The 12296-nt window shown below is 59.8% G+C and carries 15 protein-coding genes; 11 read left to right on the top strand and 4 right to left on the bottom strand.

Translation table 11 applies throughout. The annotated features are described in order from the left end of the window. Positions 1-35: 35 nt before the first annotated feature. The 4 genes from K5K95_RS15070 to K5K95_RS15055 are packed head-to-tail and all read left to right on the top strand — an operon-like array spanning position 36 to position 2476. Positions 36-341, top strand: coding sequence for a DUF2282 domain-containing protein (locus K5K95_RS15070; protein WP_222590059.1), 306 nt, complete (start codon positions 36-38; stop codon positions 339-341). Between the two features lie 25 nt (positions 342-366). Beyond that, complete coding sequence (locus tag K5K95_RS15065; RefSeq protein WP_222590058.1) at positions 367-1221, top strand: DUF692 domain-containing protein; 855 nt, start codon at positions 367-369, stop codon at positions 1219-1221. Continuing rightward, positions 1218-1988: a DUF2063 domain-containing protein gene (locus K5K95_RS15060; RefSeq protein WP_222590057.1), complete on the top strand. Its 771-nt coding sequence runs from the start codon at positions 1218-1220 to the stop codon at positions 1986-1988. The genes K5K95_RS15065 and K5K95_RS15060 overlap by 4 nt, the downstream gene beginning before the upstream one ends. After that, complete coding sequence (locus K5K95_RS15055; protein ID WP_222590056.1) at positions 1985-2476, top strand: DoxX family protein; 492 nt, start codon at positions 1985-1987, stop codon at positions 2474-2476. The genes K5K95_RS15060 and K5K95_RS15055 overlap by 4 nt, the downstream gene beginning before the upstream one ends. Here K5K95_RS15055 and K5K95_RS15050 read toward each other — a convergent pair. After that, positions 2467-3381: a LysR family transcriptional regulator gene (locus K5K95_RS15050; protein ID WP_222590055.1), complete on the bottom strand. Its 915-nt coding sequence runs from the start codon at positions 3379-3381 to the stop codon at positions 2467-2469. The two genes, K5K95_RS15055 and K5K95_RS15050, sit on opposite strands and share 10 nt — an antisense overlap. Positions 3382-3486: 105 nt before the next feature. On the opposite strand from K5K95_RS15050, the gene K5K95_RS15045 reads away from it, so the two are divergent. The 3 genes from K5K95_RS15045 (at position 3487) to K5K95_RS15035 (ending at position 6508) form a co-directional block, all read left to right on the top strand. Continuing rightward, positions 3487-4086, top strand: a complete 600-nt coding sequence (locus K5K95_RS15045) for a short chain dehydrogenase (protein ID WP_208671605.1) — start codon at positions 3487-3489, stop codon at positions 4084-4086. 59 nt (positions 4087-4145) lie between these two features. Then, positions 4146-4799 carry a COG3650 family protein gene (locus tag K5K95_RS15040; RefSeq protein ID WP_222590054.1) on the top strand — a complete coding sequence of 218 codons (654 nt, stop codon included), beginning with the start codon at positions 4146-4148 and terminating at the stop codon, positions 4797-4799. A gap of 95 nt (positions 4800-4894) precedes the next feature. Further along, complete coding sequence (locus K5K95_RS15035) at positions 4895-6508, top strand: NAD(P)/FAD-dependent oxidoreductase (protein WP_090180911.1); 1614 nt, start codon at positions 4895-4897, stop codon at positions 6506-6508. A gap of 122 nt (positions 6509-6630) precedes the next feature. Here K5K95_RS15035 and K5K95_RS15030 read toward each other — a convergent pair whose 3' ends face one another. Beyond that, the gene (locus K5K95_RS15030; RefSeq protein ID WP_222590348.1) at positions 6631-7728 is read right to left on the bottom strand and encodes a PLP-dependent cysteine synthase family protein; all 1098 of its coding nucleotides are present in this window, start codon (positions 7726-7728) and stop codon (positions 6631-6633) included. A 236-nt stretch (positions 7729-7964) separates the two neighbouring features. On the opposite strand from K5K95_RS15030, the gene nhaA reads away from it, so the two are divergent. The 3 genes from nhaA to K5K95_RS15015 all read left to right on the top strand — a co-directional run bounded on the left by nhaA (position 7965) and on the right by K5K95_RS15015 (position 10685). Then, complete coding sequence (gene nhaA, locus K5K95_RS15025; RefSeq protein ID WP_222590053.1) at positions 7965-9152, top strand: Na+/H+ antiporter NhaA; 1188 nt, start codon at positions 7965-7967, stop codon at positions 9150-9152. 121 nt (positions 9153-9273) lie between these two features. Further along, positions 9274-10458: a colicin E3/pyocin S6 family cytotoxin gene (locus K5K95_RS15020; protein ID WP_222590052.1), complete on the top strand. Its 1185-nt coding sequence runs from the start codon at positions 9274-9276 to the stop codon at positions 10456-10458. Further along, positions 10455-10685, top strand: coding sequence for a hypothetical protein (locus K5K95_RS15015; RefSeq protein ID WP_222590051.1), 231 nt, complete (start codon positions 10455-10457; stop codon positions 10683-10685). The genes K5K95_RS15020 and K5K95_RS15015 overlap by 4 nt, the downstream gene beginning before the upstream one ends. An 85-nt stretch (positions 10686-10770) precedes the next feature. On the opposite strand, the gene K5K95_RS15010 is transcribed toward K5K95_RS15015, so the two are convergent. After that, entirely contained in the window at positions 10771-11235 is a 465-nt protein-coding gene (locus K5K95_RS15010) for a glycine zipper 2TM domain-containing protein (protein WP_222590050.1), read from the bottom strand. Positions 11236-11401: 166 nt separating this feature from the next. Between K5K95_RS15010 and K5K95_RS15005 the strand changes: the two genes are divergently transcribed. Next, a complete protein-coding gene (locus K5K95_RS15005; RefSeq protein WP_222590049.1) occupies positions 11402-11638 on the top strand; it encodes a hypothetical protein in 237 nt (78 codons plus the stop codon). Between the two features lie 5 nt (positions 11639-11643). On the opposite strand, the gene pdxH is transcribed toward K5K95_RS15005, so the two are convergent. Beyond that, positions 11644-12291 (bottom strand): pyridoxamine 5'-phosphate oxidase, encoded by a 648-nt coding sequence (gene pdxH / locus K5K95_RS15000; protein WP_222590048.1) that lies wholly within the window; start codon positions 12289-12291, stop codon positions 11644-11646. Positions 12292-12296 lie beyond the last annotated feature (5 nt).

Genomic DNA, 12296 nt, shown 5'->3' with positions numbered 1-12296 from the left:
GCTTGCCAACTCAAGCTCACTTTCGGAGAAACATCATGACTGCTACCACCCGCACCCTGTCCGCTACCGCCCTCGTTCTGGCCCTCGGTTCCGCGCTGAGCATGGCCGCCGTCTCCACCGTCCAGGCCGCCGACAGCAACATGGAAAAGTGCTTCGGCGTGGCCATGAAAGGTCATAACGATTGCGCCGCCGGTGCCGGCACCACGTGCGCCGGTACGTCGAAAACCGACTACCAGAGCAACGCCTGGAAACTCGTCCCTAAAGGCACCTGCACCACCACCGAGAGCAAGACTTCGTCGACCGGTTTCGGTCAGATCGAAGCGTTCAAAACCAAAGCCTGATCCGTTCCCAGCCTGAGTGTCGACCATGAACAATTCACCGTTCGGGCTCCCGCCTCGCGCCGGGCTGGGGCTCAAGACCGAGCACTTTCGTGAAGTGCTCGGTTCACAACCGGACATCGGTTTCTTCGAGGTACACGCCGAAAACTACATGGTAGCCGGCGGTCCTTTTCATCATTACCTGGGGTTGATCCGCGAGCAGTATCCGCTGTCGTTGCATGGCGTTGGCTTGTCCATCGGCGCCGAAGGTCCGCTGGACATCCAGCACCTGCAACGCCTGGCCAGGCTGATCGAACGTTATCAACCCCACGCCTTTTCCGAACACCTGGCCTGGTCCAGCCACGGCCCGGTGTTTCTCAATGACCTGTTGCCATTGGCCTATGACACGCCGACGCTGAACCGCGTCTGCGAGCACATCGATCAGGTGCAGACCACGCTTAAACGCCCGATGTTGCTGGAGAATCCGGCGACGTATCTGGCGTTCGAGCGCTCGACGATCGATGAAGCCGACTTCATCCGCGAAGTCATCAACCGCACAGGCTGCGGGTTGCTGCTGGACGTGAACAACGTCTACGTTTCGAGCATCAATCATCAACGCGATCCTTTGGCCTATATCGACGCCCTGCCCCTTCACGCCGTGGGCGAGCTTCATCTGGCAGGGTTTGCCGAAGACACCGACGACCTCGGTGACCGTCTACTGATCGATGATCACGGTGCGCCCATCGACAACGCCGTGTGGGCGCTATACAGACAGGTGCTCGAGCGAGTGGGCCCGGTGGCGACGCTGATCGAGCGCGACAACCAACTGCCAGTCTTCAACGTGTTGCACGCCGAAGTGCGTCAGGCTGACAGGCTGTTGCAGTGCGTCGGAGTCTGGTCATGAGCAGCCAAGCCGATTTCGCTGCCGCCCTGCTCGATCCGCAACGGCCCTGCCCTGACGGATTGATCAGCGCCAATGGCGCCGATCCAGCCAGCCGCTTCGCGGTGTATCGCAACAATGTGCAAAGTTCGTTGATCAACGCGCTGGCCGACAGTTACCCCATGGTCCAGCAGTTGGTGGGCGACGAGTTCTTCAGGGCCATGGCCGGAATTCATGTGCAAGAGAGCCCGCCGACGAGCCCGATGATGAACAGCTATGGCCACGATCTGGCGACGTTCATCGAAGGCTTTGCGCCTGCCGCCAGCGTGCCGTATCTGGCTGACATCGCCCGATTGGAGCGCCTGCGCGTCATGGCTTATCACGCCGCCGATGCGCCCCCCCTGGACCCTGAACGGATCGCTGCCGCACTCGCCGACCCGCAAGGCCTGAGCGACCTCACCGTCACACTTCATCCCTCACTGCACCTGTTGAGTTCAGCCTTTGCCGTGGTCGCGATCTGGGCTGCGCATCATGCGCATCAACAGCAAGCAACGCTGGCAGGGATTGATCTGAACCTCGGGCAACACGCCTTGGTGTTGCGCAACGGCCTGGAAGTCGAAGTCTTCGCCATTGACCACGGGGCGAGCGTGTTCATTCAACACCTGCAAAACGGCCAGTCACTCATGCAGGCACTGGAAGCCGCCCCGGCCTTCGACCTTGGCCAGACCCTGGCGCTGCTGATCAGCCGCAACGCCATCACCCACTTACACAAAAACAAGGTATTGCCATGAACATTCGGACTGAATCACTGAACCCCATCGACCGCGCCATCGTATTGCTGGAGAAGATCCCTCGCAGCCTGATCGCCTTTATCGCGCGTTTCTCTATCGCCGCGGTGTTCTGGAAATCCGGGCAAACCAAGGTCGAAGGCTTGGCCATCGACCTGTTCGACGGTTCCTTTCAACTGGGTGTTCCGCGTCTGGCGGACTCGACCATCCCGCTATTCCAGAGCGAATACCACGTGCCGTTGCTGTCACCGGAACTGGCGGCGCATCTGGCAGCCTTTGCCGAGCACTTCTTCCCGATCCTGATCCTGATCGGCTTCGCCACCCGTTTTTCGGCCCTGGCGTTGCTGGGCATGACCCTGACCATTCAACTGTTCGTGTACCCCGATGCTTACCCGACTCATGGCACTTGGGCGGCGGTGTTGCTGTACCTGATGACGACCGGGCCGGGCAAACTGTCGATCGATCACCTGATCGCCAAGCGTTATCGCTGAAGCCGATCCAGTGCCTCGCCGCTGCGCTTGAACCAGTCGATCAGGTAATCCGCCAGCACTTGCGTACGTTTCGGCAGACCGCCCTGATAGGCGTGCACCAGGTACATCGGCATGCTTCGAGTCTGATAATCGCGCAGGAGCCAGCGCAGTCGACCGTCCGCCAATTCCGCCTGCAACAGGTAAGACGGCAACCGCGCAATGCCGGCGCCCGCCAGCGCGGCTTTTTTCAACAGGCTGTAGTGATTGCTGGCGAACGGGCCGCTAACCCGCACTCGCATCAACTCGTGCTGTTGGTGGTAAAGCCATTCTTCGCGACCACTGTAATGGCTGTTGAGCAGGCAGCGATGGTCAGCCAACGCCTGTGGCGTCTGCGGTTCGCCGAATTGTGCGAGGTAGGCCGGACTGGCACAGGTCATCTCGTGCCAGGCCAATAACGGACGCGCCACCAAGCGGTCGTCGTTGTTCACATCAGAGCGGATCGCCAGGTCAAAACCGTCGCGGGACAAATCCCGGTAGTTGTTGCTCAGGTCCAGCTCAATCTGCACCTCGGGGTATTGGCCGGAAAACTCCAGCAGCAGCCCATCGAAGAAGGTTTCGCCCAGTGAAACCGGAACCGTCATGCGCACCGGCCCCGCCATGTCGTCCTTCAACCGCGCCAATGCCTGGCGGGCCTTTTCGACCTGAACCACCAATGCCTGAGCCTGCGGCAACAACGCCGCACCCGCCGCGGTCAGGCTCAAGCGACGCGTGGTGCGTTGCAGCAAAACCACGGAAAAGCGCGATTCCAGCAAGCTGATGCGCTTGGACAGCTGCCCTTTGCTGCAACCCAATTGTTGCGCCGCCAAGGTAAAACTCCCCGCTTCGATCAACACCGCAAATGCCGCCAGGTCATCCATCTCGCTCATGGATTGTTTCCATTTGAAAACCAAAGGTTGCCTATTAGCGCGCTTATCAATGGAAAAAACCACTCTAGACTTCAACCTCGTTCAACCACTTCGAGGAACAGCACGATGAAAATTCTTTTGATAGGCGCAGGCGGCACCATCGGTTCGGCCGTCGACAAGGAATTGTCCCAGCGTCACGAAGTCATCCGCATCGGCCGTAAAAGCGGCGACTTGCAGGTTGATATCAGCGACAGCGCATCGATCCGCAAGCTGTTCGAAAAGACCGGAAAGTTCGATGCCCTGGTCTGCGCCGCCGGCAATGTCACCTTCGCGCCACTGGATGAAATGACCGAAGAAAGCTTCGCGCTGGGCTTGAAAGACAAGCTGATGGGCCAGGTCAACCTGCTGCTGATCGGCCGCGAATTCGCCAATGACGGCGCGTCGTTTACGTTCACCACCGGCGTGCTCAGCCACGACCCGATTCGCAGCGGCGCCTCGGCGGCACTGGTCAATGGCGCGCTGGACAGCTTTGTGCGAGCGGCGGCGATCGAACTGCCTCGGGGCCTGCGGGTGAACTCGATCAGCCCGACCGTGCTGGTCGAAGCGATGGGCAGTTACGCGCCGTACTTCCGGGGCTACAAGCCGGTTCCTGCGGTGGATGTGGCTTTGGCCTACGCCAAAAGTGTGGAAGGCCTGCAAACAGGTCAGACCTTTCACGTGGGCTAAACCCTTGTGATGAACGGTCAGGCTGCGTAACGTGGCGGCACTTGTCTGGAGAACCGAAGATGCGTGTTGCCCGTTCCTTAGTCCTTATCGCCCTGCTGCCGTTGTTTGCCGCCTGCCAATTGTTTGATGGCTCGCGTGAAAGTGCCTCTCACGTGGGCCAGACCCGCCTGCAAGGGCAGTTGACGGCGGCGGACGGCAAGCTGCTGTTCCAGCCGTGCAATGAACAGCGCAGCCTGGTGGTCAACGACACTGGCGGCACCAGCATCCTGCAAGAGGCCGCAAGCCTGGCCGATGCTCATGGCCAGCTGTTTGCCGACGTGCGCGGCCGGATTGACGGTAGTCGCTTCGATCTCGAACAGTTGTACCGCGTCGAGCGCTCGGGCACCGCGTGCGACGACCCCAATTTCAAACTGCTGATCCTGCGCGCCGCCGGCCACACGCCCGAGTGGAACGTCAAGGTCAGCGGCAAGGGCATGGTCATCGACCGCGCAGGCCAACCTCCACTCGCCGTGCCTTATGTTGAAGAACAACTGGGCGATGGCCGTTTCAACCTCAGCACCGAAGCCAATAACCAGCACATCGAACTGTGGGTCGCGCCGCAACGTTGCGTCGACAGCACCACCGGCGCCATCAACCACATGAGCGCCGAACTGCGCATCAATGGCCAGGTGCAGCGCGGCTGCGGGTATTTCGGCGGATCGCGTAACGACTGATCGTTTTAGCCTCACTGGAATCATCCTTTGAGGCTTATAATCGCGGGCTTCAAACGCCTTGGCGCAGTTGTGCGCCCCGCGAACCGGATCCTGTCATGTTACGAATCACCGAACTCAAGCTGCCGATCGACCATCCCGATGAAGACCTGCGCCCTGCCATCGTGCAGCGCCTGGGCATCGCCAATGATGACCTGCTCGATTTCACCTTGTTCAAGCGCAGCTACGATGCGCGCAAAAAATCCTCCGAACTGTGCTTCATCTACACCATCGACCTCACCGCCAAGGATGAGGCCGCGCTGCTGCACAAGTTCGCCGATGACCGTAACGTCAACGTAGCGCCGGATGTCAGCTACAAAGTCGTCGGCCAGGCACCAGCCGATCTGCAACAACGCCCGGTCGTCGTCGGCTTCGGGCCGTGCGGGATTTTCGCCGGACTGATCCTGGCGCAAATGGGCTTCAAGCCGATCATCCTCGAGCGCGGCACCGAAGTGCGCCAGCGCACCAAGGACACCTGGGGCCTGTGGCGCAAAAGCGTGCTCAACCCGGAATCCAACGTCCAATTTGGTGAAGGCGGCGCGGGGACATTCTCTGACGGCAAGCTCTACAGCCAGATCAAGGACCCGAAATTCATCGGTCGCAAGGTCCTGCACGAGTTCGTCAAGGCCGGTGCGCCGGAAGAAATCCTTTACGTCAGCAAGCCGCACATCGGTACATTCCGCCTGACCGGCGTTGTGGAAAACATGCGTGAGCAGATTCGCGCCCTGGGTGGCGAAGTGCGCTTCCAGCAGCGCGTCACCGACGTGTTGATCGAGGACGGCCAACTGGTCGGCGTCGAGCTGGATGGCGGCGAGCAGATTCACTCCAGGCATGTGATTCTGGCCCTCGGTCACAGCGCCCGGGACACGTTCCGCATGCTGCATGGCCGTGGCGTGTACATGGAAGCCAAGCCATTCTCGGTGGGTTTCCGCATCGAACACCCGCAATCGCTGATCGACCGCGCTCGTCTGGGCAAGTACGCCGGTCACCCGAAACTCGGCGCGGCCGACTACAAACTGGTGCACCACGCCAAAAATGGTCGTTCGGTCTACAGCTTCTGCATGTGCCCGGGCGGTACCGTGGTCGCAGCGACCTCGGAGCCGGGCCGCGTGGTCACCAACGGCATGAGCCAGTATTCGCGCAACGAGCGCAACGCCAACTCCGGGATCGTCGTCGGGATCACCCCGGAAGTCGATTATCCGGGCGGTCCGCTGGCCGGTATCGAGTTGCAGGAGCGCCTGGAATCCCACGCCTATGTGCTGGGCGGCAGCAATTACCAAGCGCCGGCGCAACTGGTCGGCGACTTTATTGCGGGCAAGCCTTCCACCGAGTTGGGCAGTGTCGAACCTTCCTACAAACCCGGCGTTGCCTTGGGTGATCTGGCGCTGGCCTTGCCGGCGTTTGCCATCGAAGCCATTCGCGAAGCGTTGCCGGCCTTCGAAAAGCAGATTCGCGGTTATTCGCTGCATGATGCGGTGTTGACCGGGATCGAGACGCGTACCTCGTCTCCGCTGCGCATCACCCGCAACGAATCGATGCAGAGCCTGAACGTGAAGGGCTTGTTCCCGGCGGGTGAAGGCGCGGGTTATGCAGGCGGGATTCTGTCGGCGGGTGTCGACGGGATTCGGATTGCTGAAGCGGTGGCCCGAGATATCCTCGGCCTCGAAGCCTGATCCCGAGATGATCGTTCCCACGCTCCGCGTGGGAATGCAGCCAGGGACGCTCCGCGTCCCAAAAGAGGACGCAGAGCGTCCGGTGAGGCATTCCCACGCAGAGCGTGGGAACGATCATCGGGTCAGATATTGGCGCGTAGTACGGTGTCTGGCAGCGGCTCGCCGCGCTCGACCGTTGCTGCCACCGCAGCCATCAACCCACTCAACTCATACCCCTGAGCCTTGAGCCAGTCCTGGTCGTAATAACTGGTCTCATAACGCTCGCCGCCGTCACACAGAATCGCCACGATCGACCCCGACTCCCCCGCCGCCACCATCTGTTGCGCCGCCATCAAGGCGCCGATCAGGTTGGTGCCGCTCGACCCGCCGACCCGACGACCCAAGCGCTGAGCCAGGTAATGCATGGCGGCCAGTGACAACGCATCCGGCACCTTGACCATCGCATCGATCACCTTGGGCAGGAACGACGCTTCGACCCTAGGCCGGCCAATGCCTTCGATCCGCGAACCATGATCCAGCCGCAGCGTAGCATCGCCGGTCTGGTAGTAATCGAAGAACACAGAACGTTCGGCGTCGGCGCACAGTACGCGGGTGCAATGCTGGCGATAACGCACGTAGCGCCCCAGCGTGGCGGTGGTACCGCCAGTGCCGGGGCTGGAAATCAACCAGCTCGGCTCGGGGTGCTGCTCGAAGCGCATTTGCTGGAAGATCGACTCGGCGATGTTGTTGTTCGCGCGCCAGTCGGTGGCGCGCTCGGCGTAGGTGAACTGATCGACGAAATGCCCGTCATGCTCACGCGCCAGGCGCTCGGACTCGGCGTAGATCTGTGTCGGATCATCAACCAGGTGACTCTTGCCGCCATAGAAAGCGATCTGCGCGATTTTCTCCCGGGAGGTGGTTGCCGGCATAACGGCAATGAACGGCAAGCCCAGCAATCGGGCGAAGTACGCCTCTGAAATCGCCGTCGAACCACTGGACGCTTCGATCACCGGGGCGCCAGGTTTTAGCCAGCCGTTACACAACGCATAAAGAAACAACGAGCGGGCCAGGCGGTGTTTGAGGCTGCCGGTGGGATGGCTGGACTCATCCTTGAAATACAACTCGATGCCCGGCAAACCCGGCAGCGGCAGAGGGATCAGGTGCGTGTCGGCGCTGCGCTGGAAATCGGCTTCAATGATCCGGATGGCTTCGCGGGCCCACTGGCGGTTGTCGTTCATGATGGTTTTTCTCGTCAGGTCGGCCTTGTTGCAAGGCTCAGCTAACAAGCTTAGGAAAAATCCCACAGCACGCACAGATACAGCTGAGACCCAATACGTCCGGCAACTGCTAGGCTCTGGTCCGTGACTCCTTTGACGTTGTAACGACATATAACAAAAAAGAATATAACTTTTGTTTTAACAACTAACGGTACGGGTTAGGGTGTGCCACCTTTTGAATTTATCGATGGAGAGCGACCTTGCCTCTGCGTAGCACTTTCACGCGTTTCTTTCAGTTGGAAGCTGCCAGCGGTCTGTTACTGATCGCCGCCGCAGCCCTGGCTTTGATCATCAACAATTCCCCGCTGTCGTGGCTTTACAGCAGCTTTCTGGACACGCCGGTCGTGGCTCAGATCGGCGCGCTGCAAATCGCCAAACCGGCGCTGCTGTGGATCAACGACGGCCTGATGGCCTTGTTCTTCCTGCTGATCGGCCTCGAAGTGAAGCGCGAAGTCCTCGACGGCCAGCTGTCGAAACCTTCGCAAATCGTCCTGCCCGGCGCGGCAGCGATTGGTGGCATGGTGGTGCCGGCGTTGCTGTACTGGTTTCTCAACCGTGACAATCCTGCCGCCCTGAGTGGCTGGGCCATCCCGATGGCCACCGACATCGCCTTTGCCCTAGGCGTCCTCGCCCTGCTGGGCAAGCGCGTGCCGGTATCGCTGAAACTGTTCCTGATGACGCTGGCGATCATCGACGACCTGGGCGCCATCATCGTCATTGCGATCTTCTATTCCGGCGCGCTGTCGACCCTTTCACTGTCGTTGGCCGCGGCGTGCATCGTGGCATTGATCGCGATGAACCGGCTCGGCGTGGTCAAGCTCGGGCCCTACATGATCATCGGATTGATCCTCTGGGTCTGCGTACTCAAGAGCGGTGTCCACGCGACACTGGCCGGCGTGACTCTGGCGTTCTGCATTCCATTGCGCACGAAAAACGCCGAGCCGTCGCCGCTGCTGACCCTCGAGCACGCCCTGCATCCGTGGGTGGCCTATGGCATCCTGCCGCTGTTCGCCTTCGCCAACGCCGGCCTGTCCCTGAGCGGCGTGACCGCTGAGAGCTTCACTCACCATGTGCCGATGGGCATCGCGGTTGGCCTGCTGTTGGGCAAGACGCTGGGTGTGTTCGGCCTGACCTGGCTGGCGGTGAAAATCGGCATCGCCGCCCTGCCCCAAGGTGCCAATTGGGGCCAGGTGCTAGGCGTGGCGATCCTTTGCGGGATCGGTTTCACCATGAGCCTGTTTGTCGGCTCCCTGGCGTTTGAGCCGGGCGTCAGCGAGTACGCCGGGATGGACCGGATGGGGATTTTGACCGGTTCGATTCTGGCCGCCTTGATCGGTTATGCGGTAACGGCGGCGGCGAGCCGCAAGCGCACTGCGCTGCAATCCTGAACGTTAGAGAACACTCTTAACGACATTCAGGATTCGTCCTACAGCCACGATTAGCCTCGTTCGTTAACGTCGCACAGCCCATTTTCAAAGGGCTGTCGACGTACGAACGCAAGGAAGATCAGTGGCTGGCAACAAGGAAGTCCCCAGGGTTCAGAACCCACCGTCCGGCGACGGACATCACGTCACTCACCGCTTCATGACGGCCACCGAACTGGCCGGACGAGAGGCCCGACAGAACGCTTATGACGCCATGCTCGCCAGGCAAGACGCCTTCGAGCGCAGTCGCGGGGTCTCCGCGAAAAAGCCTGAGCCCGTTCGCGCGGGCTGTGTCTTCGCCAAGTCCTGCAATCTGCCGGATGCCATCATTGACTACTCGAATCCTTCGGGCATGGTGCCCACCGACAGCCTCAAGGACTACGGCGAAATCGCCTGGCTCGGCGCCCGCGAAAAAGACAATGCCGGGCTGCTGAACCTCGAAACCATCAGCGGCAGCACCCTCTCGCTCGGCATTGGCCGACTTGCACTGAGCGCCCCCGTGCTCTCTGCTCCAGTCGCCGCAATTGGCGCTGCTGGAACCGCCGCATTGGCCACCGTGGTCGCACTGTTCTGGACGCCTGGCCTGGGCGACAGCGCGCTCTATAACGAAGATCAACTACGCGCCCTGAAACAGGCCAGAACCCGCGTTCGTCTACAGGTCGAGCAACACGCTGACGGCAGTCTCAAGGGTTACGGCTTCTATACCGGCAAGAACCGCGATTGGGAAATGGTTGATGTTGTGCAGTTCACATTGCGCGGCAGTCAGCAGGTGGCGGATCTGGGAGATGGCGTTGAACTGATCTGGACACCGGCAGTGGATGGTTCGGACATCCTCGGTATTCCAGCACTGGAAGCTGCACCGCAAGCGCCGCATGTTTGGGTTTATCCGCCGACGAAACAGGCTGACAGCATGATCGTCGATCCGGTTTATCCGCCTGATTACAAAGATTTCATTCTTGTGTTTCCGGTGGGGTCGGGGATTTTGCCGGTTTATATTGTGGTCAGTGTTCCTAACCACAAATATTATCCGGCGCCAAAGGGACTGACCGCTTTTCCCGATGCTACGAGAGCAACTCGTAAGACCCCAATTAAAGGTGGTGGCGGCCTTAGAAAACGCTGGAAAACTCCAAATGGGAAAATTTTTGAATGGGACGCACAGCATGGGGCTGTCGAGATGTACGACAAACGTGGCCGTCATCTCGGTGAATATGATCCGACTACTGGCGAGCAGACCAAACCAGCGGATAACACTAGGAAAGTAGAACCATGATTTACGTTATAGAGGCATTTGATAAAAAAACCGAACTCCTCGCATTCGAAGAAGAGTTACCGAACGGCTACGAAAAAGAATTAAAAGCAATTATGGGATGGAAAGCGGATCAACAAGGCTGGGAGGGATACAACCTCACGAACGAGCAGCTTAATTCCTTGGAAGAAATACTCGGAAAGAAAATTTATAACCCATCATTTCTATTTCAACTCACCTGCAACGTCTAGAAATAGCGCCGTTTGATCCTCACTTCAAAAAACAAAACCCCGACCAGTCACCTGATCGGGGTTTTCTTTTACCGCTCGTTCCCGCTTAGTGCGAAACGCGGCTAGTCCCATTAACAGTGGCAATCCGCACCCGTTCGCCCACACGGAACACTTCGTTTGGCTGAACTTCCTGAACGTAGGCGCGCATGCTGCCATCGTCTTCGCGAACGGTGATTTCGACGCCTTGAGTACGGGTCAGGCCTTCTTCGGCAGCCGAGCCTGCAAGGCCGCCGGCAACGGCGCCGATAACGGCTGCGACGATGCTGCCGCGACCGCCGCCGATGGCGCTACCGCCAACGCCACCGACCGCCGCACCGGCAACGCTGCCGATTGGGGTCTTGGTGCCTTCGATTTTGACCGGACGCAGCGATTCGATGGTGCCCATGCGAACGGTCTGTACACGACGCGCTTCGTCACGGGAGTAGGAGTCACCGGTCAGGCTCGATTGGCAGCCAGTGAGCAACATCGCCATCGTGGAAAAGGAAGCAACCAGCAGAACAGACTTACGCATAGCATCAACTCCAAAGGACAGGTATTCATTAAACTCCGCAGCTTGACGCCTGTCACGGCATCGCCCGGATAAAATTGGTTTCATTCAGGCCCGGTACAGGCGCCCCGGAACTCACCACACAGTAGCGGCAAATTCAAAAAACTGCGCCGCAGCCCCTAGGATTTTCATGGATTATTTCATCATTGTCGTCACCACTGCCGCCGGTTTGTACTTCCACTGGTGGCTATACGTGCGGATCAAACGCTGGATGGACCGCGACCTGGCGTTGGCCCTGGCGGGCAAAGACGAGAAGAAACGGGCCTTCATGCTCCAGCAACTGGCAGACGCGCATGCACAGAAAATCAGGCGCCGGGACCTGCCCCAGTGGCTTGAGGCCGCTGCGGCAGGCTATCCCGATCGATAGACTGTTTAAGGTGCCAGACGTTCAAGTGTCCAGTGGGAGTCTTGCAAGCGATAGTTGAGGCGATCGTGCAGTCGGCTCGGACGACCCTGCCAGAACTCGATGCGCTCGGGTAGCAAGCGATAACCGCCCCAGTGTTCCGGGCAGTGTGGCTGAGTGTCACTGAAACGTTGCTCGGTGGTCTTGAGCAGCGCTTCCAGCTCGGCACGGTCGGCGATCACCTGGCTCTGAGGCGATGCCCAGGCACCAAGGCGACTGCCCAGCGGCCGGACCTGGAAATAGGCGTCGGACTCTTCAAGTGTGACCTTCACGACCCGCCCTTCGATGCGCACCTGACGCTCCAGGGTTGGCCAGAAAAAAGTCATGGCGGCGAACGGGTTCGCCGCCAGATGCTGGCCCTTGGCGCTGTCGTAGTTGGTGAAGAAGGTAAAGCCCTCCTCATCCAGCCCCTTGAGCAGCAGAATGCGGCAATGCGGTCGACCGTCCTGATCGACCGTGGCCAGCGTCATGGCGTTGGCCTCCACCGGCGGTTGCTCGGTTTTCACCGCATCGCCAAACCACTGATGGAACAGCCCGAACGGCTCGGCCGGGGCTTGCGCCTCGGTCAGGCCATCACGGGTGTAGTCACGACGCATATCAGCCAGGCCCTGTGTCATGGCGC

This window comes from Pseudomonas sp. DR48 (assembly GCF_019823085.1).
Lineage (GTDB): Bacteria > Pseudomonadota > Gammaproteobacteria > Pseudomonadales > Pseudomonadaceae > Aquipseudomonas.
Note: the sequence above shows the minus strand (reverse complement) of the source record. Positions and strands in the feature narration are given on the sequence as shown.

Excerpts from the sequence above, each read along its gene's own strand:
- K5K95_RS15070 (WP_222590059.1), top strand. The coding sequence starts at position 36 with ATGACTGCTACCACCCGCACCCTGTCCGCTACCGCCCTCGTTCTGGCC.
- K5K95_RS15065 (WP_222590058.1), top strand. The coding sequence starts at position 367 with ATGAACAATTCACCGTTCGGGCTCCCGCCTCGCGCCGGGCTGGGGCTC.
- K5K95_RS15060 (WP_222590057.1), top strand. The coding sequence starts at position 1,218 with ATGAGCAGCCAAGCCGATTTCGCTGCCGCCCTGCTCGATCCGCAACGG.
- K5K95_RS15055 (WP_222590056.1), top strand. The coding sequence starts at position 1,985 with ATGAACATTCGGACTGAATCACTGAACCCCATCGACCGCGCCATCGTA.
- K5K95_RS15050 (WP_222590055.1), bottom strand. The coding sequence starts at position 3,381 with ATGAGCGAGATGGATGACCTGGCGGCATTTGCGGTGTTGATCGAAGCG.
- K5K95_RS15045 (WP_208671605.1), top strand. The coding sequence starts at position 3,487 with ATGAAAATTCTTTTGATAGGCGCAGGCGGCACCATCGGTTCGGCCGTC.
- K5K95_RS15040 (WP_222590054.1), top strand. The coding sequence starts at position 4,146 with ATGCGTGTTGCCCGTTCCTTAGTCCTTATCGCCCTGCTGCCGTTGTTT.
- K5K95_RS15035 (WP_090180911.1), top strand. The coding sequence starts at position 4,895 with ATGTTACGAATCACCGAACTCAAGCTGCCGATCGACCATCCCGATGAA.
- K5K95_RS15015 (WP_222590051.1), top strand. The coding sequence starts at position 10,455 with ATGATTTACGTTATAGAGGCATTTGATAAAAAAACCGAACTCCTCGCA.
- K5K95_RS15010 (WP_222590050.1), bottom strand. The coding sequence starts at position 11,235 with ATGCGTAAGTCTGTTCTGCTGGTTGCTTCCTTTTCCACGATGGCGATG.
- K5K95_RS15005 (WP_222590049.1), top strand. The coding sequence starts at position 11,402 with ATGGATTATTTCATCATTGTCGTCACCACTGCCGCCGGTTTGTACTTC.
- pdxH (WP_222590048.1), bottom strand. The coding sequence starts at position 12,291 with ATGACACAGGGCCTGGCTGATATGCGTCGTGACTACACCCGTGATGGC.